This window comes from Nocardia sp. NPDC004260 (assembly GCF_053603155.1).
In genome coordinates this window covers 21,277-45,616 of record NZ_JBSGEZ010000037.1, presented here as the reverse complement: position 1 = coordinate 45,616, position 24,340 = coordinate 21,277, and the positions used below count along the sequence as shown (strand labels likewise).

20 protein-coding genes are annotated in these 24,340 nt (G+C 69.6%); 13 read left to right on the top strand and 7 right to left on the bottom strand.

Annotated elements, in window-relative coordinates; genetic code table 11:
• The first annotated feature begins 96 nt into the window (after window positions 1-96).
• Window positions 97-699, top strand: a complete 603-nt coding sequence (locus ACWEO7_RS21820; protein WP_452425663.1) for a TetR/AcrR family transcriptional regulator — start codon at window positions 97-99, stop codon at window positions 697-699.
• 6 nt (window positions 700-705) lie between these two features.
• Here the strand turns inward: ACWEO7_RS21820 and ACWEO7_RS21815 are convergent, their stop codons facing one another.
• Entirely contained in the window at window positions 706-2,460 is a 1,755-nt protein-coding gene (locus tag ACWEO7_RS21815) for a DEAD/DEAH box helicase (RefSeq protein ID WP_450016745.1), read from the bottom strand.
• 192 nt (window positions 2,461-2,652) lie between these two features.
• Here ACWEO7_RS21815 and ACWEO7_RS21810 point away from each other — a divergent pair, with 192 nt between their 5' ends.
• Entirely contained in the window at window positions 2,653-3,795 is a 1,143-nt protein-coding gene (locus ACWEO7_RS21810) for a YihY/virulence factor BrkB family protein (RefSeq protein ID WP_452425698.1), read from the top strand.
• Between the two features lie 9 nt (window positions 3,796-3,804).
• Here the strand turns inward: ACWEO7_RS21810 and ACWEO7_RS21805 are convergent, their stop codons facing one another.
• Complete coding sequence (locus tag ACWEO7_RS21805) at window positions 3,805-4,041, bottom strand: DUF3039 domain-containing protein (RefSeq protein WP_039799212.1); 237 nt, start codon at window positions 4,039-4,041, stop codon at window positions 3,805-3,807.
• Between the two features lie 149 nt (window positions 4,042-4,190).
• On the opposite strand from ACWEO7_RS21805, the gene ACWEO7_RS21800 reads away from it, so the two are divergent.
• A complete protein-coding gene (locus ACWEO7_RS21800) occupies window positions 4,191-4,397 on the top strand; it encodes an enoyl-CoA hydratase-related protein (protein ID WP_452425661.1) in 207 nt (68 codons plus the stop codon).
• A 2-nt stretch (window positions 4,398-4,399) separates the two neighbouring features.
• Window positions 4,400-4,753, top strand: coding sequence for a DUF3099 domain-containing protein (locus tag ACWEO7_RS21795; RefSeq protein WP_450016743.1), 354 nt, complete (start codon window positions 4,400-4,402; stop codon window positions 4,751-4,753).
• A 19-nt stretch (window positions 4,754-4,772) separates the two neighbouring features.
• On the opposite strand, the gene ACWEO7_RS21790 is transcribed toward ACWEO7_RS21795, so the two are convergent.
• The gene (locus ACWEO7_RS21790; protein WP_452425659.1) at window positions 4,773-6,068 is read right to left on the bottom strand and encodes an MFS transporter; all 1,296 of its coding nucleotides are present in this window, start codon (window positions 6,066-6,068) and stop codon (window positions 4,773-4,775) included.
• 196 nt (window positions 6,069-6,264) lie between these two features.
• On the opposite strand from ACWEO7_RS21790, the gene ACWEO7_RS21785 reads away from it, so the two are divergent.
• From ACWEO7_RS21785 to ACWEO7_RS21775, 3 genes are all read left to right on the top strand, one after another.
• Window positions 6,265-7,008, top strand: coding sequence for a VOC family protein (locus ACWEO7_RS21785; RefSeq protein WP_452425657.1), 744 nt, complete (start codon window positions 6,265-6,267; stop codon window positions 7,006-7,008).
• Between the two features lie 95 nt (window positions 7,009-7,103).
• The gene (locus ACWEO7_RS21780) at window positions 7,104-8,621 is read left to right on the top strand and encodes a DUF7782 domain-containing protein (protein ID WP_452425655.1); all 1,518 of its coding nucleotides are present in this window, start codon (window positions 7,104-7,106) and stop codon (window positions 8,619-8,621) included.
• Between the two features lie 195 nt (window positions 8,622-8,816).
• Window positions 8,817-9,785 carry a sigma-70 family RNA polymerase sigma factor gene (locus ACWEO7_RS21775; protein ID WP_450016665.1) on the top strand — a complete coding sequence of 323 codons (969 nt, stop codon included), beginning with the start codon at window positions 8,817-8,819 and terminating at the stop codon, window positions 9,783-9,785.
• Window positions 9,786-9,893: 108 nt separating this feature from the next.
• On the opposite strand, the gene ACWEO7_RS21770 is transcribed toward ACWEO7_RS21775, so the two are convergent.
• Together ACWEO7_RS21770 and ACWEO7_RS21765 are read right to left on the bottom strand one after the other, a co-directional pair.
• On the bottom strand, window positions 9,894-12,566 hold the full coding sequence (locus ACWEO7_RS21770) for a bifunctional acetate--CoA ligase family protein/GNAT family N-acetyltransferase (RefSeq protein WP_452425653.1): 2,673 nt from the start codon (window positions 12,564-12,566) through the stop codon (window positions 9,894-9,896).
• On the bottom strand, window positions 12,559-13,830 hold the full coding sequence (locus tag ACWEO7_RS21765; RefSeq protein WP_452425651.1) for an acetoin utilization protein AcuC: 1,272 nt from the start codon (window positions 13,828-13,830) through the stop codon (window positions 12,559-12,561). Before ACWEO7_RS21765 ends, ACWEO7_RS21770 begins: the two co-directional genes overlap by 8 nt.
• 209 nt (window positions 13,831-14,039) lie before the next feature.
• On the opposite strand from ACWEO7_RS21765, the gene ACWEO7_RS21760 reads away from it, so the two are divergent.
• Window positions 14,040-14,726 carry a metal-dependent transcriptional regulator gene (locus ACWEO7_RS21760; protein ID WP_379251182.1) on the top strand — a complete coding sequence of 229 codons (687 nt, stop codon included), beginning with the start codon at window positions 14,040-14,042 and terminating at the stop codon, window positions 14,724-14,726.
• Between the two features lie 3 nt (window positions 14,727-14,729).
• Window positions 14,730-15,710, top strand: a complete 981-nt coding sequence (gene galE / locus ACWEO7_RS21755; RefSeq protein ID WP_452425649.1) for a UDP-glucose 4-epimerase GalE — start codon at window positions 14,730-14,732, stop codon at window positions 15,708-15,710.
• Window positions 15,711-15,754: 44 nt separating this feature from the next.
• On the opposite strand, the gene ACWEO7_RS21750 is transcribed toward galE, so the two are convergent.
• Together ACWEO7_RS21750 and ACWEO7_RS21745 are read right to left on the bottom strand one after the other, a co-directional pair.
• Window positions 15,755-16,828 (bottom strand): DUF4192 domain-containing protein, encoded by a 1,074-nt coding sequence (locus ACWEO7_RS21750; RefSeq protein ID WP_452425648.1) that lies wholly within the window; start codon window positions 16,826-16,828, stop codon window positions 15,755-15,757.
• A 442-nt stretch (window positions 16,829-17,270) separates the two neighbouring features.
• Window positions 17,271-17,969 carry a sensor domain-containing protein gene (locus ACWEO7_RS21745; RefSeq protein ID WP_452425646.1) on the bottom strand — a complete coding sequence of 233 codons (699 nt, stop codon included), beginning with the start codon at window positions 17,967-17,969 and terminating at the stop codon, window positions 17,271-17,273.
• Between the two features lie 280 nt (window positions 17,970-18,249).
• Between ACWEO7_RS21745 and ACWEO7_RS21740 the strand changes: the two genes are divergently transcribed.
• From ACWEO7_RS21740 to speD, 4 genes are all read left to right on the top strand, one after another.
• Window positions 18,250-19,194, top strand: coding sequence for a proteasome assembly chaperone family protein (locus tag ACWEO7_RS21740; RefSeq protein ID WP_452425645.1), 945 nt, complete (start codon window positions 18,250-18,252; stop codon window positions 19,192-19,194).
• Window positions 19,195-19,263: 69 nt separating this feature from the next.
• Window positions 19,264-21,762, top strand: a complete 2,499-nt coding sequence (locus ACWEO7_RS21735) for a DEAD/DEAH box helicase (RefSeq protein ID WP_355070326.1) — start codon at window positions 19,264-19,266, stop codon at window positions 21,760-21,762.
• 163 nt (window positions 21,763-21,925) lie between these two features.
• Complete coding sequence (locus ACWEO7_RS21730) at window positions 21,926-23,041, top strand: type III PLP-dependent enzyme (protein ID WP_452425643.1); 1,116 nt, start codon at window positions 21,926-21,928, stop codon at window positions 23,039-23,041.
• Window positions 23,042-23,049: 8 nt separating this feature from the next.
• On the top strand, window positions 23,050-24,252 hold the full coding sequence (gene speD / locus ACWEO7_RS21725; protein WP_452425641.1) for an adenosylmethionine decarboxylase: 1,203 nt from the start codon (window positions 23,050-23,052) through the stop codon (window positions 24,250-24,252).
• Window positions 24,253-24,340: the final 88 nt, after the last annotated feature.

The window sequence follows — 24,340 nt, the reverse complement described above, 5'->3', positions numbered from 1 at the left end:
TCCTATTTTTGTGTCGATCAATACATAAATAGCCAACCGCATCCGCCGCCACGGTGTCAAGGGGTATATTTAACGATCGACACAGAAAGGTCCGGTATGGCTGAACGGGGACGACCGCGCGCCTTCGATCGCGCCGATGCCTTGCGCCGCGCCATGGAGGTGTTCTGGGAGCACGGCTACGAGGGCGCGTCGATGAGCGACCTCACCGCCGCGATGGGGATCAACTCACCCAGCCTGTACGCCGCGTTCGGCGGCAAGGAGGCGCTGTTCCGCGCGGCCGTCGACCTCTACGGGCACACCGACGGCGGCTATACCGCCCGTGCGCTGCGTGAGGAACCCACCGCGCGGGCGGCCATCGAGGCGATGCTGCGGGACAACGCGGTGGCCTACACCGAGGAGAACAAGCCGCACGGGTGCATGGTCGTGCTCGCGGGCTCCACCTACACCACGCGCAACACCGGCATCCGCGATTTCCTGATCGACAAGCGCCGCGCGACGACCGAAGACATCCGGCGACGACTCGAGCGCGGCGTCGCCGAGGGCGATCTGCCGCCCGGTACCGACAGCGCGGCGCTCGCCGGTTTCTACACGACGGTCCTCTACGGCTTGTCCATCCAGGCACGGGACGGCGCGGCGCTACCGGAACTCACCGCGTCCATCGACTGCGCCATGGCCGCCTGGCCCGCCCAAGCCGACTGAGGCGGGCTACTTCCGGCGCAGCGCGGCGATGCGCTCACCGAGTTGTTCGGCGGTGGCCAGCGCGGTCGGCGGCCCGCCGCACTCGCGGCGCAGCTCGCCGTGGATCACGCCGTGCGGTTTCCCCGTGCGATGGTGATGCATCGCCACCAAGCTGTTGAGTTCGCGCCGCAACTCGCCGAGCCGATCGGCGGTGGCGACCCGCTCCGCGGCGCCCGCCACCTGTGGACCGGGATCGGGGACGGGCGCGGACACGCTCCGATCCGCGACCTGTCTGGCCTGCCGCTCACGCAACAGCGCGCGCATCTGCTCGGCGTCCAGCAGGCCCGGAATCCCGAGGTAGTCGGCTTCCTCGTCGCTTCCGGCGAAGGTCGCGGTACCGAAGGAGGATCCGTCGTAGATCACCTGGTCGAGCTCGGCGTCGGCGGCCAGCGCGACGAAGGACTTCTCCTGCTCGCCCGGTTCGTCCTGCTGCTTGTTCGCCTCGATCAGCAAGTCGTCGTCCAGGCCGTTCTTCTCCCGGTGCGGCTTGCCGATGACATGGTCGCGCTGCAACTCCAGTTGCGCGGCCAGATCCAGCAGCACCGGCACCGAGGGCAGGAACACCGTCGCGGTCTCGCCGGACTTACGGGCACGCACGAATCGCCCGATCGCCTGCGCGAAATACAACGGGGTGGAGGCGCTGGTCGCGTACACCCCGACGGCGAGGCGCGGCACGTCGACGCCCTCGGACACCATGCGGACCGCGACCATCCAGGGCTGGGTGCTGTTGCTGAATTCGGCGATGCGGTTGGAGGAGGCCGGGTCGTCGGACAGCACCAGCGCCGGCTTCTCACCCGAGATGTGTTCCAGCAGTTCGGCGTAGTCGCGGGCACGGTCCTGGTCGGTGGCGATCACCAGACCGCCCGCGTCGGGCATGCCGGAGGCGCGCTTCTGGCGCAGCCGGATGTCGGCGGCGCGCAGCACGGCGGAGATCCAGTCGCCGGCCGGGTCGAGCGCGGTCCGCCAGGCACGGGCGGTCTGCTCGGCGTTCAGCGGCTCGCCGAGGCGGGCGGAATACTCCTCGCCCGCGCTGTCGCGCCAGTGCGCTTCGCCGGAGTAGGCCAGGAAGACCACCGGCCGCACCACGCCGTCGGCGAGCGCCTCGGCGTAGCCGTAGGTGTGGTCGGCGCGGGACTTCGGGAAACCGGACTCGTCGGGTTCATAGACCACGAAAGGGATCTGGCTGTCGTCGCTGCGGAACGGCGTACCGGTCAGGGCGAGGCGGCGAGTCGCGTCGCCGAACGCCTCAGCGGTCGCGTCACCCCAGCTCTTGGCGTCTCCCGCGTGATGGATCTCGTCGAGAACGACCAGCGTCCTGCGATTCTCGGTGCGCACGCGGTGGCGCGAGGGATGCGCGGCGACCTGCGCGTACGTGACCACGACACCGTGATAGTCACCCGAGGTGCCACCGGTGGAGTTGGAGAACCGCGAGTCCAGCGCGATCCCGGAGCGCGCCGCCGACTGTGCCCACTGGTGCTTCAGATGTTCGGTGGGTGCCACCACGGTGATCTGGTCCACGGTGCGGTCGGCCAGCAGTTCGGCGGCCACGCGCAGCGCGAAGGTGGTCTTGCCCGCGCCCGGGGTGGCCACGGCGAGGAAGTCTCGTGGTTTGGTGGCCAGGTACTTCGTCAACGCACGTCGCTGCCAGGCGCGGAGGGAACCACCGCTGACGGCGGGGCCGATCGCTTTCGAATCGCCCGGCGTCTCTGCCTCTCCCGCCACAGCGGCGCCACCCGACCCAGTCACGCAGACGACCCTAGCGGCCCGGCACGGTGTGTCGCCAAACCGACGCGGCGGGCGCGACGGGCATCACACGGCCACCAGCCAGGACGCTGGGAGTTCACCCGATGCCCACCGACACGTCGCGCGCACACTCCGATGCGGATCGCCGAAGTGCGCGATGCTGTAAGCACGATGACCGAGCACCACGCCATTCCAGGGGATCCGCCGCGGACCGACACACCGTCGACCCGCGCCGCCGCTGTGCGGCCGCCCACTTGGGCCGACCGCGCGAGCGCGCGCACCGCGGTGTTGAGCAGACGGGCCGCCGCGCTGATCCTGCGGGTGGCGCAGAAGGCGTGGACGGATTCCATCTTCGCCAAATCGGCCGCGGCCGCGTTCTGGCAGACGCTCTCGCTGGCGCCGCTGCTGCTCGGCCTGCTCGGCAGCCTCGGTTACGTCGGCGGATGGTTCGGCCCGGACACGGTGCAGATAGTCGAGTCCAAGATCATCGCGTTCAGCCGGGAGCTGTTCAGCGCCAACGTGGTGTCCGATCTCATCGAGCCCACGGTGCAGGACGTCCTCGGGCAGGGGCGGGGAGCGGTGGTGTCGGTGGGCTTCGTGCTGTCGCTGTGGGCCGGATCGTCGGCGATGGCGACCTTCGTCGACTCGATCGTGGAGGCCCACGACCAGCAGGACGCGCGGCACCCGGTGTGGCAGCGCATCTTCGCGCTGTTGCTGTACCTGTTGTTCCTGGCGGCGTCGGTGTTCATCCTGCCGCTGGTGGCGCTGGGGCCGACGCTGATCGGGCGGGTGCTGCCCACCGCGTGGCGAGCCACCGGACTGCAACTGCTGGACTTCTTCTATTACCCGGGCGTCGGCCTGCTGCTGATCGTCGGGCTCACCACCCTGTACAAGCTGGCACTGCACACCTCGTTGCCCTGGCACCGGCTCTTCGGCGGGGCGCTGGTGGCGGGCGTGTTCTTCATGGCGGCCAGCGAAGTGCTGCGCCGCTACCTGTCGTGGGTCAGCCGCACCGGCGTCACCTACGGTGCACTGGCGACGCCGATCGCGTTCCTGCTGTTCACGTTCTTCCTGGGCTTCGCGGTGATCCTGGGCGCGGAGTTCAACGCGGCGGTGCAGGAGTTCTGGCCCGCCCGCGCGACGCGCATGGAGCAAGTCAAGGAGTGGATCGCCAATCAGGTACGCGGCGAGAGCGGAACCGACGCGGACACGACGGATCGCGACGAGGCGGCGGCGGGTCCGGACGACGCGGACTCCGACGGCCTGCGCGCCGTGCTCGATCTGCGCGCGGCGCGGTCCTCGTCCGGCGAGTAGATCGTCGCCTCAGTCGCCCTTGCGTAGGCCGTCGTAGACCTTCTTGCACTCCGGGCACACCGGAGAGCCCGGCTTGGGCGAGCGGGTCACCGGGAAGACCTCTCCGCACAGCGCGACCACGTGGGTGCCCAGCACGGCGCTCTCGGCGATCTTGTCCTTCTTCACGTAGTGGAAGAACTTCGGGGTGTCGTCGCCCGTCGTCTCGTCGGTCGTCGTATCCGGGCGAACCATGGTGTCGGTGCTCACGCACTCCATGATGCCGCATCGCGCGACAACACCGCTGACCATGGCCTCACCTCGGTGTCGCATCACACCGGCCACCGCCGAGCAGACCCGACGCCGTTCGGCGCTCGCGTACCGATGCCGACCACCGCTGGAAACGCACCACCTTGCGGATGAACCGCTCCGGCGTCGCCTACCTCGCCGCCATCAACGGACCCGCACTCGGCGGCGGGCACGAAATCGCGCTGGCCTGCGATCTGCGCTACGCCGCACCTCGGTGTGTGCGCGGATGGACCACGAGTGGAAGACTCGGGGTATGCAGCAGAACGGCGATTCCCCATCCGCCGACGGCCGCGACCGCGAAGAGCACCCCGACGTGACGATGCCGACGCAGCCCCGCCGTTCCTCCGGATACTTCCCAGGCACCGACGACAAGCACCCCGCGTTGATCACCGAGGCGGCCCCCTCGCTGGACGATCAGCACCGGGCCCGGGTGCGCAGATACACGATCATCATGGCGTTCCGCATCCCGTGCTTGGTCCTCGCAGCGGTCGCCTACAGCGCGTTCGGCAACCCGCTGCTGTCCATCCTGATCATCGTCGCGTCGATTCCGCTGCCCTGGATCGCGGTGCTGATCGCCAACGATCGCCCGCCACGCCGCAAAGACGAACCCAGCAGGTGGGACCGTCCGCGCACGGCCATCGAGTCGCGTCCGCACAACGCCATCGACGGCTGAGTCCGCCGGGAAGACCGGCTCACCGCGCCGCTGCCGGAGGCCTGCGGACGACGGCCGACATCACGGCGGCAGCGCCGCACAGAGCGCCCGCCAGGTACCAGGCGAGGTCGTAGCTGCCTTGCAGGTCACGGATCACGCCCGCCCCGGTGGCCGCCACCGCCGAGCCGATCTGGTGCGAGGCGAACACCCAGCCGAACGCGACGGGGCCGTCGGCGCCGAACAGTTCGCGGCACAGCACGACCGTCGGCGGCACCGTGGCCACCCAGTCCAGGCCGTAGAAGACGATGAACACCCACAGGCTCGGTTGCGTGTCCGGACCCAGCAGCGCGGGCAGGATCAGCAACGACAGACCGCGCAGCGTGTAGTAGCCGATCAGCAGGTACCGCGGATCGATCCGGTCGGTCAGCCAGCCCGAGGCGATGGTGCCCGCCACGTCGAAGACGCCGACGACGGCCAGCAGGCTCGCCGCGGCGGTCGGCGGCATGCCGTGATCGTGCGCGGCACTGACGAAATGGGTACCGACCAGCCCGTTGGTGGACGCGCCGCACACCGCGAAACCGCCTGCGAGCAGCCAGAATCCGGGACGCCTCGCGATCGTCCCGAGCACCGTGAGCGCGCGCGACGCGCCGCCCGCGGCTGGCGCGCGCATGCCCGCCGTGCTGTCCGGCTCGGCGCCGTAGGCTCGCACACCGAGGTCGCTCGGATAGTCCCGGATGAACAGCACCACCAACGGCGCCACGGCCAGCGCCGCGCCCGCGACGATCAGCGACGGCAGCCGCCAGCCGTGGGCGTGCGCCAGCGCCGACACCAACGGCAGGAAGACCAACTGTCCGGTCGCGCCCGCGGCGGTGAGCACGCCGGTGACCAGACCGCGCTGCCGCACGAACCACCGGCCGGTGATCGTGGCGACGAACGGCATGGACATCGACCCGACGCCGACACCGACCAGCAGGCCCCAGGTCAGCACGAGGTGCCACGGCCGGGACATGAACACCGTCAGCCCGCTGCCCGCGGCGACCAGCAGCAGCGCGCAGGCCACCACCCTGCGGATGCCGAAGCGATCCATCAGTGCGGCGGCGAACGGCGAGATCAGGCCGTATAGCAGCAGATTCAGTGAAACGGCCGTCCCGATGGTGCCGTGCGACCAGCCGAACTCCTCGTGCAACGGGTCCATCAGCACGCTGGGCACGGAACGGAACGCGGCGGCGCCCAGCAGGGCGATGAAGCCCACGCCTGCGACCAGCCACGCCGGATGCAAGCGCCGGCGCGGCGCGGTAGCCAGGGAAACGGGAGTCGGCGTCTGCAGTTCGGTCACCCGATGAGCCTGCCCGAACCATGCTCACGCAACGAGTGGCTGAAATGCCACATAACATTGAATTCCTGCCAAATATGGCGGCGCCGGTATTTTCTCGACAAGGCGGGCACGCGTCCCTAGGGTCGCATGAGGCCTCACGCACCACGATCACCGGCCACGGTTTGTTGCGGGCGACAAGGACAAGACAGGAGCGAACATGATTCGGTGGATCTGGGTCTTCCTGGACCGCCCGGCGCAGCGTTTCGATGACTGCGCGAAGTTCTGGTCCACGGTCACCGGCACCGAGCTCTCCCCTCGGCGTGGCGCGAACGACGAGTTCCTCACCCTGTTGCCGGACCCGGCGCTGTTCGCCGCGGCGAGCGTCAAGATGCAAGCGGTGACCGGCCTCGGCGGCGTCCACCTCGACCTGGACGTCGACGACATCCCCTCCGCCGTGCGCACCGCGCTCGACCTCGGTGCGGAGCTGGTCGCCAACCATCCCGGCTACGCCGTGCTGCGATCCCCCGGCGGCCAGACGTTCTGCCTGACTCCCAGCGGCCGCGCCACCAGCACGCCCGCGCCCGCCGTCCGGGCTCCGGACGGCGCGCTGTCGCGCCTGGACCAGGTGTGCCTCGACATCGGCCCCGACGACCACGAGGTCGAGACCCGCTTCTGGACGCTGCTGACCGGCTGGACCCGTCAACCGGGCAGGCGGCCGGAGTTCGCCCGGCTGCGCTCCGAGGAACGGCAGCTGCCCGCGCAGCTGCTGTTGCAGCGCCTCGGCGAGAACCGCCCGACCAGCGCGCACGTCGATCTGGCGGCCACCGACATCGACGCCACCGCCGCGTGGCACGAGTCACTCGGTGCGACCGTGGTGGAACGTCACGAGCACTGGATCGTCCTGAGCGATCCCGGCGACGCGTTGTACTGCGTCACCGGACGCGACCCCAGCGGGGTCTGACCGACTCCGGCGGCGGCCCGGGGTGGCAGCGCGGCGCCACGGAACACAGCGGGCACCTGATCCACGCCCGGTGGTCGCGGTGGCAGAGTACCGGTGTGCCTACGAACCGATCGACGACCACCGGATCGCTGCTCGCCGCGCTGTGCCCGGATCTGCGGACCGCGCTCACCCGGGTGGGCTACGACGCCGACACCCTGCTCGAGGTGCTCGGCGACGCGCACGCGGCGCTGGGCCGGTCGGAGCCGGTACCCGTGCGCCGCGCTGCCCGCGCGGCAGGCGAGCTGGGCACCCTCATCCGTCTGCTGCTGCTCGGCGACGCGCTGCCCGAGCGGGAGGTGGCCGCGGCGCTGGCGCCGGTCGAGATGGATCGCGCGGTCGCCGCGGGCCTGCTGGAGCGCGAGGGCGACGAGGTGCGTGCGGCGCTCGACCTGTGGCCGCTCGACACGGGCGCGGGCACCCGGTGGGTGCTGTCGGACCTCGACGACTCGATGCGCAGGCGCACATTGACCGAGGATCACGTCCTCGGCGTCGGCCACGCTTCCCTCTCGCTGCTGCGCGCCACACCCACCCGGCCGGTCGGCACGGTGCTCGACCTCGGCACCGGCTGCGGCGTGCAGGCGGTGCACGCCGCCTCCTACGCGCGGCGCGTGACCGCCACCGATGTCAATCCCCGCGCATTGTGGCTGGCCGAGGCCACCGCCGCGCTCAACGAGCTGGACATCGAACTGATGGAAGGCTCCTGGTTCGACCCGGTGCGGGGCAGGCGCTTCGACCAGGTCGTGGCCAATCCTCCGTTCGTGGTGGGCCCGGGGCGTGTCGAGCACACCTATCGCGATTCCGGCCTCGCACTGGACGGCGCGAGCGAGTTGGTCATCTCGCAGGCCGCCGACTTGCTGGCGCCCGGCGGTACCGCCGCGATGCTCGCCGCGTGGGTCCATGTCGACGACGAGGACTGGCGCGGGCGCGTCTCCTCCTGGCTGCCCGCGCACGGGGTGGACGCCTGGGTGGTGCAACGTGACGTGGCCGACCCAGCCCTGTACGTGGGCACCTGGTTGCGCGACGCGGGCGCGGACCCGCGCGATCCCGCCACGCAGGCCCGCGCGGAGCGCTGGCTGGACGCCTTCGAGGCAGCCGACGTGGCGGGCATCGGGTTCGGGTTCGTCTACCTGCGCGCCATCGATGGGCCGACCGAATTGCTCGCCGAGGACCTCACCCACGGCTTCGATGATCCGCTCGGCGAGGAGGCCTTCCGGTATTTCGAGCGCTCGGCCTGGTTGCGGGCCGTCGCCGGCGACGAAAATCTCGCCTGGTCTTCACGTTTCGTCGTGGACCGGGCGACGGCGCTGGAGCGGGTGTATCTGCACGACGCCGAGGGATGGGCGCCGGAGGTGGCGCGGCTGCATCGCGGCGACGGCCCCCGTTGGCAGCACGAAGTGGATGAGGCGACGATCTCACTGCTGGCGGGAATGCACGCCGACGGCCTGCCGTTGTACGACCTGATCGAACTGCTGGCGCTCGCCCATGGATCCGATGCGGCGGGCGCCGAGTTCGCCGCCGACGCGTTGTCCGTGGTCACCGGCCTGGTACGGCACGGATTGATCAAGCCCGTGTGAGGCAACGGCAGCCGCGCGCCGACCGGTGCAGGTCCTGGCCGGGGATCGTCCCCGCGCTGCGGCGCTTCTCAGGAACTTCTCAGACGAGAAGGGCGAAAACCGCTGCTCAGAGCGGTTTATGCCAGCCGTAACGGGGAACTTTCTCCCTGTCGGGTCCGTTTATCGGAGTGAGACACCACCGACAGGAGGCAAGTCATGACAAGCCCCGCCACCACTCGTGTGCGCACCAGCGATTCGGACCTCGACGCTCAGAGCCCTGCTGCCGACTTGGTACGTGTGTACCTGAATGGAATCGGCCGCACCGCGCTGCTCACCGCTGCCGACGAGGTCGAGCTGGCCAAGCGCATCGAGGCGGGCCTCTACGCGCAGTACCTGCTGGAAACCGGCAAGCGACTGTCGGCGTCCCGCAAGCGTGATCTCGCGATCGTCGTGCGCGACGGTCAGGCCGCCAGGTCTCACCTGCTCGAAGCCAACCTGCGCCTTGTTGTCTCGCTCGCCAAGCGGTACACCGGCCGCGGCATGCCGCTGCTCGACCTGATCCAAGAGGGCAACCTCGGGTTGATCCGCGCCATGGAGAAGTTCGACTACGCCAAGGGCTTCAAGTTCTCCACCTACGCCACCTGGTGGATCCGGCAGGCCATCACTCGCGGCATGGCCGACCAGAGCCGCACCATCCGCCTTCCCGTCCACCTCGTCGAGCAGGTGAACAAGCTGGCCAGGATCAAGCGCGAACTGCATCAGCAGCTGGGCCGCGAGGCCACCGACGAGGAGCTGGCCAACGAATCCGGCATCCCGGTCGACAAGATTTCCGATCTGCTCGACCACAGCCGCGACCCGGTGAGCCTGGACATGCCGGTCGGTAACGACGAAGAGGCCCCGCTGGGCGATTTCATCGAGGACTCCGAGGCCACCTCGGCCGAGTCCGCGGTCATCGCCGGTCTGCTGCACCACGATGTGCGCAGCGTGCTCGCCACCCTGGACGAGCGCGAACAGCAGGTCATCCGGCTGCGGTTCGGCTTGGACGACGGCCAGCCGCGCACGCTGGACCAGATCGGCAAGCTCTTCGGTCTTTCCCGCGAGCGGGTGCGTCAGATCGAGCGTGAAGTCATGGCGAAGCTGCGCAAGGGTGAGCGGGCCGACCGGCTCCGCGCCTACGCCAGCTGATCGTCCGGCGCCGGCCGCCCCGACACGGCGCCGGCGTTCGGCTCAGCCGTGCCACGCGACGGGCTGGGCGTGCTGCGCAGCGAATTCGCCCGGCGGAACCGCCGAGGCTCAACCCAATCGGCGCGGACCGGTGTCGAAACGGCTGGGCTCCGGGCCGATCCGGGCGCGTGCGTACAGGATCTCCGCCGATGTCGGCGAGGCTAGCACCGGATCGAAGGACAGTTCCCGCATCTCCGGCAGGTCGTCGAACAGCGCCGAAATGCGCTGGGCCAGTTCGGCGAGGGCCGCTTTGTCCACGCGGGGACTCGCCGGCGTACCCGACAGCAACGGTGCGGCTCGCGGCGCGTCGATCAGGGCCGTCGCCTCGTCGGCGGTCAAGGGCAGTGCCCGATAGGCGCGGTCGCCGAGCAACTCGATGATCAGCCCGGACAGGCCGAATTCGATCACCGAGCCGAACGATGGGTCGTCCTGGACGCGCAGGATGCAGCCGACACCCTTGATGGCCATCTTCTGGATGTGCAGTACCGGATCACCGCACAACTCCGCCAAGTCCGCGTATCCCTGCCGCACCGCTTCGGGACGCCACAGATCGAGCCGAACGCCGGTGAGATCCGGTCTACGCCGCCACAATTCGCCGGTCGCCTTGGCCGCTACCGGATAGCCGAGTTCTTCCGCGGCGGCGACCGCTTCGTCGGCGTTGCGTACCTCGCGGAACTCGACCACCGAGATGCCGTAGCAGGCAAGCAGTTCCACCGTTTCCAGATCGGTGAGCCACCGACCGCCCGAATCGGCCATCCAATCGGCCACCAATTGACGTGCGCGGTCGGTGTCGATGCCCTCCGGCCGCACCACCGGTGAGACCGGCCTGGTTCGCCATTCGGCGTATCGCCGCACCCGGGCCAGCGCTCGTGCCGCGCGTTCCGGATCCGGATACGACGGGATCGAGCCGTGCGCCGCCGTGGCTCCGGGACCGCGCACCGCGAGCAGGTTCGGGATTCCTTGCTCGGCGACGAACGTGGTGAGGATCGGCTTCTTCGCCTCGGGCACCGCTGCCGCCGCCGCTCGGATCGCGTCGGCGAAACCGGCGGTCGGCAGCGGCACCGGAGGTGCGAATACGACGATCAGGGCGTCCGTCTCGTCCGAGCGCAACGCCGCGACCAGGGCGTCCAGATATGCGCCCGGTGTCGCCTGCGGGCCGAGGTCGACCGGCTCGCCGACCTCGAGGCCCTCCCCCTGCGCCGCGTCGACGGCCAGCCAGTTGAGCGCCGCGCTGTTGCCGACGACCGCCAGCCGCGAGCCGCGCGGCAACGGCTGATAGCCCAGCAGAGCGGCGCAGTCGAACAGTTCGGAGATCGAGTCGACCTGGACGATTCCGGCCTGGGCGAACAGATCCCGCACGATCGACCGGTCCATGTCCCCCGCGGGCTGAGCGACCGAGCGGCCGCTGCTCACCGCGACGATCGGCTTGGTCCGGGCCACCCGGCGCGCGATCCGGGAGAACTTGCGCGGATTACCGAAGCTTTCCAGGTACAGCAGCACCACATCGGTGTCCGAGTCGCTGTCCCAGTACTGCAGCAGGTCGTTGCCGGAGACGTCGGCACGGTTACCGGCCGACACGAACGTCGACAAACCGAGATTGCGGGCGGCCGCCTCCCCGAGGATGGCCGCGCCCAAGGGCCCGGACTGGCAGAAGAAACCGATACGTCCGCGACCGGGCAACACCGGGGCGAGGGTCGCGTTCATGGCGACCGCCGGATCGGTGTTCGCGATGCCGAGCGCGCTCGGCCCGACCACGCGCATGCCGTGCCCACGAGCGGCCGCCACGAGTTCGCGTTCGGCCGCCGACCCCCCGGCGCCGGTCTCACCGAAACCCGCGGTCAGCACGACGAGGCCTTTGACCCCTTTGGCCATGCAGTCGTCGAGCACCGAGCCGATCGCCGCGGGCGGCACCGCGACCACGGCGAGATCGACCTCGTCGGGAATCTCCCGGACCGTCGCGTACGCCCGCACCCCGCGCACCGACTTGCGGTTCGGGTTCACCGGGAACACCGGCCCCTGGAACAGACCCGAAAGCAGATTCGCCAGCACCGCCCCGCCGACCCGCCCGGTCGCGGGGGTGGCGCCGATCACCGCCACCGATCGCGGCGTGAGCAGATTGCCCACGCTGCGCGCCTCCGATGCCCGTTCGCGCGAATCACGCACCGACAGCAGCGCTTCGGTGGGGTCGATGGCGAACTCGAGATGCAGGACCGACCCGTCCCGGCTGCGCTCGACCTGGTAACCCGCGTCGCGGAAGACCGTCACCATGACGGTGTTCTCCGCGAGCACCTCGGCGACAAAGGTCTCGATCTTGTTCTCGGCGGCGGCGCCCGCCAGATGCTCCAGCAGGATCGAGCCCAGCCCGCGCCCTTGATGGCCGTCGGCGACCACGAACGCGACCTCCGCCGCCCGCGGCCCGTCCCGCTCCAGCAGCTCGTAGCGGCCCACCGCGACGATCGCCTCGCCGAGTTCCAGCACCAGTCCGACCCGGTCGTGATAGTCGACATGCGTGGTGCGATACAGGTCCTTCGGCGAGATCCTGGGATACGGGCCGAAATACCGCAGATACCTGGTGCGGTCCGACAGCGCGCCGTGGAACTCCTGCAGCCGCTCGGCGTCGTCGGGAGTGATCGGGCGCAGTCGTACGACGCCACCGTCGGAGGCGAGCACGTCGGCGAACCAGTGCTGCGGCGGCGGGGGCGGGATGGCGGGAGTGTCCGCGGTGTCGGGAAAGTCAGTCACGAGGATCCTCCGGGTCCAGACCCAGCAACCCGAAAGTCGCTCGGCGGGTGGCCAGCACGGCCATGTCGACGGCACGTTGGGCGCGATCGACCCGTACGTCACCGGTCTCACCGGTGCCGCCGGGGCCGTCCCATGGACGGTAGGCGACGTCACCGCCGTCGCCCATGGTGCGCGGCGGGTCCACCCGCGGCACCGCCGCGCCGATCAGGTCGATCCAGTCCTGCGGGATCGCCGTCGCGGGATCGATGGTGCGATCCAACGCGGTGGCCAGCAAGTGGGTCCAGGCCCGCGGCACCACCCGGACCAACCCGTATCCGCCACCACCGACGGCCAGCCAGCGTCCTTCGGCATAGCGGTCGGCGAGTTCGCGCATGGCGCGGAAGGCCGCGCGCTGTCCATCGACGGTGAGTTCCAGGTCGGCCAGCGGATCTTCCCGATGGCTGTCCACCCCGCACTGGCTGACCACGATCTGCGGACGGAATGCCTCCACCGCGCCAGGGACCACGGCATGAAACCCGCGCAGCCACTGAGCGTCCCGGGTGCCCGGCAGCAACGGCAGGTTGATCGACGTGCCCTCCGCCGCCCCCACGCCGATCTCCTCCGGCCAACCGGTGTTGGGCCACAGGGTGGCCGGATGCTGGTGCAGCGAGATGGTCAGTACCCGGGGGTCGGCGTAGAAGGCCCGTTGCACGCCGTCGCCGTGGTGCACGTCCACGTCGATGTAGGCGATCCGGTCGAAACCGTGGTCCAGCAGCCAGGAAATGGCCACCGCCGGGTCGTTGTACACGCAGAACCCCGCCGCCGAATCGGCCATCGCGTGGTGCATGCCGCCGCCGATGCTCACCGCCCGCTTGGTGCGGCCCTCCGCGATCTCCCTGGCCGCGGCCAGCGTGCCGCCGACGATCGTGGACGCCGCCTGGTGCATTCGCGGAAAAACCGGATTGTCCGGGGAACCGAGACCGAAGGGTGGAGCGGCAGGCGAACCCACCGGCGGCACGGCGCGTTCGACCGCGTCCAGGTAGTCGGGCGTGTGGACGCGCAGCAGATCGGGGCGTTCCGCGGCGGCGGGCTCGAGCACTTCGACGCCGTCGAGCAAGCCGAGACTCTCCGCCAGCGCCATGGTGAACTTCAGGCGCGCTGGCTGCATCGGGTGCTCCGGAGTCCAGCGGTAATCCAGGAACCGCTCGGTCCAGACGACGGTTGCGGGGCGGCTCGTTCCGGGCGAAATCGGCGCTCGAGGTTCGCCGCGCGGTGCAGTGGCCATGATCGCCACGCTAGCGGGAAGCAAGGAACCCCGCGAAACGTTCCTATGCAGTACAAATACAAGAAAGTATGCTCACGGCCGCCTGCCGTGCGCCGATCACGTTCCCGCAATGCCGCCGGAGATGTCGTGCGCAGCGTGGAGCGACACGATCCGGCACACGGGGGTGCCGTCGTGCGTGGGTAGAATTCGTGCCGACGAAGGGGTAACAGGTGAAGGATCTGGTCGACACCACGGAGATGTATCTCCGTACCATCTACGACCTCGAGGAGGAGGGCGTGGTGCCCCTGCGCGCCCGGATCGCCGAGCGCCTCGAACAGAGTGGTCCCACCGTGAGCCAGACCGTCGCGCGCATGGAACGTGACGGTTTGCTGCTGGTCGCCGGCGACCGTCATCTGGAACTGACCGAGAAGGGGCGCAGCATGGCGGTCGCGGTCATGCGCAAGCATCGGCTGGCCGAACGGCTTCTGGTCGACATCATCGGCCTGGACTGGCAGAACGTGCACGCGGAGGCCTGTCGCTGGGAGCACGTGATGAGCGAGGACGTCGAGCGCCGTTTGGTCGAGGTGCTCAATCACCCCACCACCTCCCCGTACGGCAACCCCATTCCCGGCCTGGACGAACTGGGCATCATTCCGCCCGTCGCCGCCGACGAGACGCTGCTGCGCCTGTCGGATCTGCCGAACGGCCAGCAGCACGCCGTCGTCGTGCGCAGGCTGGCCGAGCACATCCAGACCGACCCCGAAGTCATCGGCCGGCTGCGGGAGGCGGGCGTGGTGCCCGACGCCCGCGTCACTGTGGAGACGAGGCAGGGTTCGGTGATCATCACCGTGCCCGGCCACGACGGCTTCGAACTGCCCGACGAGATGGCGCACGCCGTCCAGGTGAAGCTGGCCTGACACGTGAGACTTCTCGTCACGGGTGGCGCGGGCTACGTCGGCGGCGTCTGCGCCCAAGTTCTGTTGGAAGCCGGCCACGAGGTGATCGTGGTCGACGATCTGTCCACCGGCAATGCCGAGGGCGTGCCCTCCGCCGCCCGGTTCGTCCAGGGTGACGTGGCGGTCGCCGCGCCGGAACTGCTGGCCGCCGAACCCTTCGACGCTGTTCTGCATTTCGCGGCGCAGTCGCTGGTCGGCGAGTCGGTGCAGCAGCCGGAGAAGTACTGGCACGGCAACGTCGTGAAGACGTTCGAGCTGCTGGAGGCGATGCGGCGCGCGGGAACGCCGCGGCTGGTCTTCTCCTCCACCGCCGCGGTCTACGGGGAACCGGAGCAGGTGCCGATCACCGAGGATGCCCCGACCCGCCCGACCAACCCGTACGGCGCGTCGAAGCTGGCCATCGACCATGCCATCACCTCCTACGCGATCGCGCACGGGCTGGCGGCGACCAGCCTGCGGTACTTCAACGTCGCAGGCGCCTATGGCGGACTGGGCGAGAACCGAGTGGTGGAAACGCATCTCATCCCGCTGGTCCTGCAAGTCGCGGCCGGGCACCGCAAGGCGATCTCGGTCTTCGGCACCGATTGGCCCACCCCCGACGGGACCGCGGTCCGCGACTACATCCACATCCGCGACCTCGCTCAGGCCCATCTGCTGGCCTTGACGACCGCCGAGCCGGGCACCCACCGGATCTACAACCTCGGCAGTGGCACCGGATTCTCCGTTCGCGAGGTGATCTCGGCCTGCGAGCGCGTCACCGGCCTGCCGATCGCCGCGCAGGACGCGCCCCGTCGTCCCGGCGACCCGGCGACGCTCATCGCGTCCAGTGAACGCGCCGTCACCGAGCTGGGCTGGCGTCCCGAGCACAACGATCTCGACGAGATCGTCACCGACGCTTGGGCTTTCCTCCGATCGCTCGGCTCCCGCGCGCACAGCGCGAAATAGCCGTCCCGTTACCGCCCTGGAACCGCGACGCAGAACATCGGTTCTCACGGCGTCGGCTCCTCGAGGTCGACACCGAGACCAGCGGCGGTGCGGTAGCCGCTGCGCGCGAGGCGACGCAACTGTTCCGGGCGCATGCCCAGGCGCAGCGAGGTGTCGAGCAGCATCGCCATCGGATGCCCCCGATCCGCCTCCAGCGCGGCTTCCAGCGCGATGCCCGCCAGTGGTCCGTCACCACGGACGTAGGCGCTGTAGCCAAGCAGTGCGGCGGCCTCGGCACGATCCGCGCCGGTCAGCGCGCGGGTCAGCGCGGTCCACACCGCCTCCGCCGCGTCGGCGTGGTCGCCAACGGCCAGTGCGAACATCGTGTCCCGGACCGCCCGATCGCGCAGGGCGGCGGTGATCTTCGCGAGTTCGGGCGCCATCAGCGCCGCGCCCGAGGCGGTGTTGGCGATCTGCCACAGCACATAGTCCAGCGCTTGCCTGCTGTATCCGATCGGATCGCCGCGACGCGCGGCCCGTGCGTAGCGTTCGCCCGCGCGCGCGAGCGCGTCCGGCAGGTGCGCCGCCACCTCGGCACATGCGAGCGGATCGGGCGCGACCAGACCGGTGAGTTCGGAACGCGAACCGCGGATCGGCCTGCCTTCCAGCACGTGGGTCAGCGTCACCAGAGAGGCCGCCGGATCACGGAGCACTCCGCGCCGCCGCGGTCCCGTCAAGGTCCACCACCGCTGCCCGGCGGCGATCGCACGCACCGCCCATACTCCGGCCAGCGAGATATCACACGCTGCCAGCCGCCTGCCGAGCGAGCCGACCAGCGCGTCGAATCGTCCGGCCGCGCATCTCGACCGGTCGGCGCCGGGCTCCACGGCGCGTTCGTCGACGACGACGGCCATGACCTCGGCCGCCTGGTCGTGCGCGCAGATTCGCGCGACCGCGGCCGCCAGCGTCGCACCCCGCACGCGGCGGCCACCGGGCGAATCCAGATCGAAGCGCACCACCGCGTCGACCGTCGCACCGCCGGACGTCCCGTGCCGCAGGACGAGCACGACCACCGACCGTTCCGGGGTGAATCCGAGCATCGCGGGCACCGCGGCAATCAACTCCGCCGGATCCTCCACGCACACAACATGTTCCGGAGCACCATGGAACTGCGGAGCATCTTCGCCGCATCGAGCGTGCCGAGATCGACCGCCGGGAGTCCACTCGCCTGTTCCGTCCTCCGCCGCGCGCGAACGCGAGTGCGGCGCGGCGATCGCTGCGGGAACGGCGCGTGGCGCGGTGTCGGAGCGACCGCCGCACCTCGATGGATGGTTGCGGCCGGAATCCGGCCGCGATTCGTCGTCCATGCCTGCATGTCCGGCATCGACCGGTTCGGGGGCTCGAAACGGGTTCGCGGAAGTGGTCATGCTTCGACCATGCGGCTCGGTGGCCTCCGGTCTTCGACGCCGACCTGGCGATTCCGCCGCCCTGGGGAATCCGCTTCGCGCTGTGCACGACTCGACCGACACGACGGCGGTATCGCGATTCGTGTCGGAGGCGCCTGCTACCGTGCCGCCCGCGCTACCTCTCGCGCACCTTGCGCACCGCCGTGGCGAACAGCGCATCCAGCGCGGGGGTATCCGGTTCGCCCCCGGCGAACGACATGTAGGTCACCGAGATTCGCACGTCCCCCGCCTGCGCGACGTGCGTGCGCATGGTTTGGGTCAGCCGGGCGCCTCCCGACTCCGGCCGCACTGTCCTGCGCAGCGAGAGGGTGTCGTCGGCGTCGATCGGCGGCGGCGAGTCCAACTCGGATGTCACGGTGGTAGCGGCGCCCGCTCGGTTGACCCGCACCGATCCGCACTGCTCCAGCCGGGCGCGCAGGGCGGCCAGCGGCTCGCCGCTGCGGGTCAATTCGACGGTCAGCGTGGCGCGGGTCGCGTCGTCCGTGCCGACCGCCATCGCGGTGCGATCGGGCCCGAAGTCGTGGTTCGGCGGCACGCACCGGCTGGGCTGGACGTTCGCACCGCGGCCCATGCCGTCCAGGTCGCCCGCCGCTCGAGCCACGGCGTCCTGGGGCAGCACCACCGCCGCGTACGGCGGTGGGAACTGGTTCGGATCCGGTAGCAGTGTCGGCAGTTCCGCGCTGACGTGCCGGGTCACCGCGGTCGGCGCCGACAAGACCGGGCGCCCCGGTACCGTCGACCCGCATCCTGCGAGCAGCACCGCGCAGACAACGGGTGCCACCCGGCCCAGCCGCACGTGCCTCGAATCCGCCACGGTCACATCCCCACTGTGCCAAACTCCTCGTGTCCGGTCGGCGATGCCACGCCGCCGGGCCGGGAATGCGTGGCCCACCGATGCTGTTGGCTGGAAGTACGGGTCGGTGTCCGGCCGTGCGCGGCGACCGCGACGGCATGGGGGACAATGGACAGTGGTCCCCGGTTCGGACGACTGCTCGTCTCGCACCACCAGGAGTGGCGAACGATCGGGCAGGCAACCACACTGGCGCGTGAGGCACGCGTCCGGGCCGCAGGAGCCGCGCAGGAAGGAGTACGCGATGGACTACGAGTCGCGAATGTACGAACTGGAGTTCCCCGCTCCGCAGCTGTCATCCGCCGACGGCGCGGGCCCGGTCCTGGTACACGGACTGGAAGGCTTCACCGACGCCGGGCACGCGGTGCGGTTGGCGACCACGCACCTGCGCGAAAGCCTCGAAAGCGAATTGGTCGCCTCGTTCGACGTGGACGAGCTGCTGGACTACCGGTCGCGGCGCCCGCTCATGACGTTCAAGACCGATCATTTCTCCGATTACGCCGAGCCGGAACTCAACCTCTGGGCATTGCGCGACACCGCGGGGACCCCGTTCCTGTTGCTCGCGGGTCTGGAGCCGGACCTACGCTGGGAGAAGTTCACCACCGCGGTGCGGCTGCTCGCCGACCAGCTGGGCGTGCGGCGCAGCATCGGCCTGAGCGCCATCCCGATGGCGATTCCGCACACTCGCCCGCTGGGCGTGACCGCGCACTCCTCCAACCGCGACCTGATCTCCGAGCACCAGCGGTGGCCGGGCGAGCTGCAGGTTCCTGGCAGCGCGTCGTCGCTGCTGGAATTCCGCATGGCGCAGCACGGTCACGAGTCGGTCGGCTTCTCGGTGCACGTGCCGCACTACCTGGCACAGACCGCATACCCGGAGGCCGCGCAGACGCTGCTGGAGAACGTCGCCGACAACGCGGGCCTGGAGTTCCCGCTGGCCGCGCTCGGCGAGGCCGCCGCCCGGGTACGCGAACAGGTCAACGAGCACATCGCGGGCAATGCCGAGGTGGAGACCGTCGTGCACGCGCTGGAGCGGCAGTACGACAGCTTCGTCACCGCGCAGGAACGCCAGTCGAGCCTGCTGGTCGGTGACGGCGAGTTGCCGAGCGGCGAGGAGCTGGGCGCCGAATTCGAGCGATTTCTCGCCGAGCAAGGCCGTTACACCGGCGACGACGAGGGCGAACAGGACTGATCCGCCCGGCCGCTTGGTCCCGATCGCCCCTGCAAACATGCTCACGGGCGAGGCCGTAGGGTTGTCGGAGTGGATCTGACCGAACTGCTCGACATCCCGGGGACCGACGCCGACGCGCTCTACGAGTCGTTCGGCATCTGGGCCGCCGAGCAGGGCACCCCGCTCTACCCCGCGCAGGACGAGGCGCTGCTCGAGCTGGCATCCGGATCCAACGTCATCCTCGCCACCCCAACCGGTTCCGGAAAGTCACTCGTCGCGGTCGGCGCGCATCTGTTCGCCCTCACCCAGGGCCTGCGCACGTACTACACCGCTCCGATCAAGGCGCTGGTGAGCGAGAAATTCTTCGCCCTCTGCGAGGTATTCGGCGCCGAACGCGTCGGCATGGTCACCGGCGACGCCGCGGTGAATCCGGACGCGCCGATCATCTGCGCGACCGCGGAGATCCTGGCCAATCTGGCGCTGCGCGAAGGCGCGGACGCCGCCGTCGGCCAAGTGGTGATGGACGAATTCCACTTCTACGCCGACCCCGACCGGGGGTGGGCCTGGCAGGTCCCGCTGCTGGAACTACCCCGCGCCCAGTTCCTGCTCATGTCGGCCACCCTCGGGGAGGTCGATTTTTTCGCCCGTGACCTGGAGCGCCGGACCGGCCGCTCCACCGCGATCGTCGCTGGCACCGAGCGCCCCGTGCCGCTGAGCTTCTCCTATGCCCGCACCCCGATCACCGAGACGCTCGAAGAGCTGGTCACCACCCACCAGGCTCCGGTGTACGTCGTGCACTTCACGCAGGCCGCCGCGCTCGAACGCGCGCAGGCGCTGACGAGTGTGAATTTCGCGACGCGCGCCGAGAAGGACGCGATCGCCGACGCGCTGGGCGAATTCCGGTTCGCCGCCGGATTCGGCAAGACGCTGTCGCGGCTGATCCGGCACGGCATCGGCGTACATCACGCGGGCATGCTGCCGAAGTACCGGCGACTGGTGGAGCGTCTGGCCCAGGACGGCCTGCTGAAGGTGGTCTGCGGCACCGACACCCTCGGCGTCGGCATCAACGTGCCCATTCGCACGGTGCTGCTCACCGGGCTGACCAAATTCGACGGCGTGCGCACACGCAGGCTCAAGGCGCGGGAGTTCCACCAGATCGCGGGCCGCGCGGGCCGGGCGGGTTACGACACCATGGGCACCGTCGTCGTGCAGGCTCCGGAGCACGAGGTGGAGAACACTCGGCTGCTGGCCAAGGCGGGCGACGATCCCAAAAAGCAGCGCAAGGTGCAGCGGCGCAAACCGCCGGAAGGCTTCGTCTCCTGGAGTGAGGAGACCTTCGACCGCTTGGTCGCCGCGCAGCCGGAGCCGATGGTGTCGCGTTTCACGGTCACCAACGCCATGCTGCTGAATGTGATCGCCAGGCCGGGTAACTGCTTCACCGCCATGCGCCATCTGCTCGAAGACAACCACGAGCCGCGGCCCGCCCAGCGCAGGCACATTCTGCGCGCCATCCGGCTGTATCGGGCGCTGCGCGACGCCGGGGTGGTGCAGCAACTGCCCGAACCCGACGCGCAGGGCCGCCGCGCCCGACTGACCGTCGACCTGCAGCGTGACTTCGCCCTCGACCAGCCGCTGTCGCCGTTCGCGCTGGCCGCGCTGGAGTTGCTGGACAAACAGTCCCCGAGTTATACCCTCGACGTGGTGTCGCTCATCGAATCCACGTTGGAGGATCCGCGCCAGCTGCTGATGGCCCAGCAGCACAAGGCGCGCGGCGAGGCCATCGCGGAGATGAAGGCCGACGGCATCGACTACGACGAGCGGATGGAACTGCTCGAAGAGGTGACCTGGCCCAAGCCGCTGGCCGAACTGATCGAACCGGCCTTCGAGACCTACCGCGCCGGACACCCGTGGGTGTCGGAGTTCGCGCCCGCGCCGAAGTCGGTGGTGCGCGACATGATCGAGCGCGCCATGACCTTCGCCGAGCTGATCTCCTTCTACGAGCTGGCCCGATCCGAGGGCGTGGTGCTGCGCTACCTCGCCGACGCCTATCGCGCGCTGCGGCGCACCGTGCCGGAGTCGGCGCGCACCGAAGAACTCGACGACATCACCGAGTGGCTCGGAGAGCTTGTGCGCCAAGTCGATTCGAGCCTGCTCGACGAATGGGAGCAACTGACCAACCCGGGCGCGGAGACCGACGCCGACCAGATCGCGTTCGGCGCCGAAACCGTGCGCCCGATCTCCGCCAACGAACGCGCGTTCCGGGTGATGGTCCGCAACGCGATGTTCCGCCGGGTCGAACTGGCCGCGCTGCGACGCTGGGACGAGCTGGCGGCGCTCGGTCCCGGCCCGGACTGGGCCGAGGCACTCGCGGACTACTACGCGGAATACGAGCGCATCGGCACCGGACCCGACGCCAGGGGACCGCAACTGTTCCAAGTGGAACGAAGACCCGGATTCTGGCATGTGCGGCAGGTGCTGGAGGACCCGGCGGGCGACCACGGCTGGTCGATCGACGCGGTGGTCGATCTGGCCGAGTCCGACGCCGCGGGCGAGGTCGTCTTCGACGACGTCACCGTGTCCGCCGGCTGAGCCCGCATCGCCTACCGGCCCCCTGTTCCCGCAGGTCAGCAGCTCCATCGCGGCCTGATGAGCGGGTTGCGCCACCATGGGGCGAATCCAGGTTTGGACGGATTCGTTGCTGGGTAGCGGCCGCTGATACTCTCTCCCCCGCTGCCGAAGCGAAAGATCAACTATGCCCGAATCGCCGTATCTTGTCATCCATCCCGAGCGTGTCCGCCAGAATTACCGCGCGCTCCAGGCCGCCCTGTCCGCAGGCACGGGCGCCGCGACGAGGATCCGTTTCGCCGTGAAGGCGAGCCCGGTGCCGGAGATCGTGCGCCTGCTGGACGAGGAAGGCGCGGAATTCGACGTAGCCAGCATCGGCGAGATCGACCTCTGCCTCGGACTCGGTGTGGCGCCGGAGCGGCTGTGCTACGGCAACCCGATCAAGAAGGCCGCGCACATCGCCCGCGCCTACGCCCTCGGGGTGCGCCGCTTCGCCTTCGACACCGAGGACGATCTGCTGCGCATCGCCGAGCACGCGCCCGGCTCCGAGGTGGAGTGCCGCTTCCTCGCCTCGGCGCCGGAATCGCGCACCCCATTCGGCACGAAGTTCGGCTGCAGCCCCGGCGAGGCGTTCCGGCTGTTGGTCCGGGCCAGAGATCTCGGGCTGGTCGTCGCCGGACCGTACTTCCACGTCGGCTCTCAGCAACTGGATCCCACCGCGTGGCGGATCGGCATCGAGCAGGCGGGCCGGATCGCCGAGGCATTGGCCGACAAGGACATCGCGGTCGGCTCGGTGAACATCGGCGGCGGGCTGCCGATCTCCTACGCCGACCCGGCGCCCGCGCTGGGCGAGATCGTCGCGGTGGTGAACCACGCGGCGGCCGAATTCCTTTCCGGGAATACCGGATTGGTCGTCGAACCGGGCCGCGCACTGGTCGGTTCGGCGGGCACGATTCACGCCGAGGTCGTCGGCGTCCGCACCGCGCCGGACGGCCGGCGCTGGGTGTATCTCGACATCGGCCGCTACAACGGCATGGCCGAGACCGAGAACGAGTACATCGCCTACCGGTTCGTCACCGATCGCGACGGCGACCCCGTCGACGAGGCGGTGGTGGCCGGTCCGACCTGCGACGGCGACGATGTACTGTATCAACGCACGCGAGTCCTCCTACCGACCACGTTGCGAGCCGGTGATCGCGTTCGAATCCTCGACACCGGCGCCTATACCGCGAGCTATTCGTCGGTGTCCTTCAATGGTTTTCCGCCCTTGACCGTTCATGTCTCGGGCGCTGAGCGAGAGTGAGTTTGCCCATGACGGCGGAATTCACCGGTTGGCATGTGCTGGCCGAGTTCGGTGGTGTCGACGCAGCACTCTGCGACGATCTCGAACGACTCGAATCGGCGTTGCGTGAGTCTCTGATCGCGGCGGGCGTCACCATCTGCGATGTCGTACACAAGAAGTTCGAACCGCAGGGGGTGACCGTCCTCGCGCTGTTGTCGGAGTCCCACGCCTCGATTCACACCTATCCGGAGTCCGGCGACATCTTCGTCGACGTCTTCACTTGCGGCAGCATCGGCGCGGGCGCGTCGAAGGCGGTCGAGCTACTGCGGGACGCTCTGGCGCCCAAGGATGTTCGGATGCAGGTCATCCGCAGGGGACACGGTAGCCAGCGGATCGAGGAGCCGGTGGGCGCGGGCCTGACCCGCATCTGGGACCTGCACGACGTGATCGTCGACACCCACACCCCGTTCCAGCACATGATCATCGCGCGGACCGAGCAGGGCATCAGCCTGTTCTCCGACGACGACCGCCAGTCCACCGAGTTCTCCCAGGTCACCTACCACGAGGCGATGATGGTCCCCGCCTTCGTGCTGGCCGAGAAGCTGGACAAGGTGCTGATCATCGGCTCCGGGGAAGGCGTCGCCAGCCAGATGTCGGTCGCCGCGGGCGCCACCCTGGTCGACCACGTCGACATCGACCAGCTCGAGGTCGAGCTGTGCGCCGAGCACCTGCCCTACGGCTACAGCAGGGATGAACTGGCCGCCGCGGTCGAGGGTGAGGGGCCGATCAAGGTCCATTACGCCGACGGCTGGGACTTCCTGGCCGAGGCCGAGCGGGCGGGCACCCGCTACGACGTCATCGTGATCGACCTGCCGGACGAGCGCGTCGAGGACGCGCAGCACAATCGCCTCTACGAGGCGGAGTTCCTGTCCCGATGTCGTGCGCTGCTCGCGCCCGGCGGTGTGCTGTGCGCCCAGGCGGGCTGCGCGACGATGTGGCGCAACGAGACCCTGAAGCGGTCCTGGCAGCGTTTCCACGAGCAGTTCGGCACCGTGGTGCACTACGGCAGCGACGAACACGAGTGGTCGTTCCTGTTCGGCCTGGTCGAGGAGATCGACGACCCGGTCGGCGGGATGACCGATCGCCTGGCGCTGCTGCCCTACAAGCCCGAGACCATCGACGCCAGGGCGCTGGAGCGCGGCGCGATCGAACCGCACGCCCTGCGGGTCTAGGCGAAGGCACCTGAATGCGCCGGTTCCGAATCCGGAACCGGCACATTCGGCGTTTCGTGTCCGATCGGAGCCGCGCCGGGTCGACGGG

What these genes read in the sequence shown, in the direction of transcription:
- ACWEO7_RS21730 (WP_452425643.1), top strand. Translation starts at nt 21,926, where the DNA reads ATGCCCGAATCGCCGTATCTTGTCATCCATCCCGAGCGTGTCCGCCAG.
- ACWEO7_RS21800 (WP_452425661.1), top strand. Translation starts at nt 4,191, where the DNA reads ATGAACCGCTCCGGCGTCGCCTACCTCGCCGCCATCAACGGACCCGCA.
- ACWEO7_RS21810 (WP_452425698.1), top strand. Translation starts at nt 2,653, where the DNA reads ATGACCGAGCACCACGCCATTCCAGGGGATCCGCCGCGGACCGACACA.
- speD (WP_452425641.1), top strand. Translation starts at nt 23,050, where the DNA reads ATGACGGCGGAATTCACCGGTTGGCATGTGCTGGCCGAGTTCGGTGGT.
- ACWEO7_RS21740 (WP_452425645.1), top strand. Translation starts at nt 18,250, where the DNA reads ATGGACTACGAGTCGCGAATGTACGAACTGGAGTTCCCCGCTCCGCAG.
- ACWEO7_RS21775 (WP_450016665.1), top strand. Translation starts at nt 8,817, where the DNA reads ATGACAAGCCCCGCCACCACTCGTGTGCGCACCAGCGATTCGGACCTC.
- ACWEO7_RS21785 (WP_452425657.1), top strand. Translation starts at nt 6,265, where the DNA reads ATGATTCGGTGGATCTGGGTCTTCCTGGACCGCCCGGCGCAGCGTTTC.
- ACWEO7_RS21795 (WP_450016743.1), top strand. Translation starts at nt 4,400, where the DNA reads ATGCCGACGCAGCCCCGCCGTTCCTCCGGATACTTCCCAGGCACCGAC.
- ACWEO7_RS21820 (WP_452425663.1), top strand. Translation starts at nt 97, where the DNA reads ATGGCTGAACGGGGACGACCGCGCGCCTTCGATCGCGCCGATGCCTTG.
- ACWEO7_RS21765 (WP_452425651.1), bottom strand. Translation starts at nt 13,830, where the DNA reads ATGGCCACTGCACCGCGCGGCGAACCTCGAGCGCCGATTTCGCCCGGA.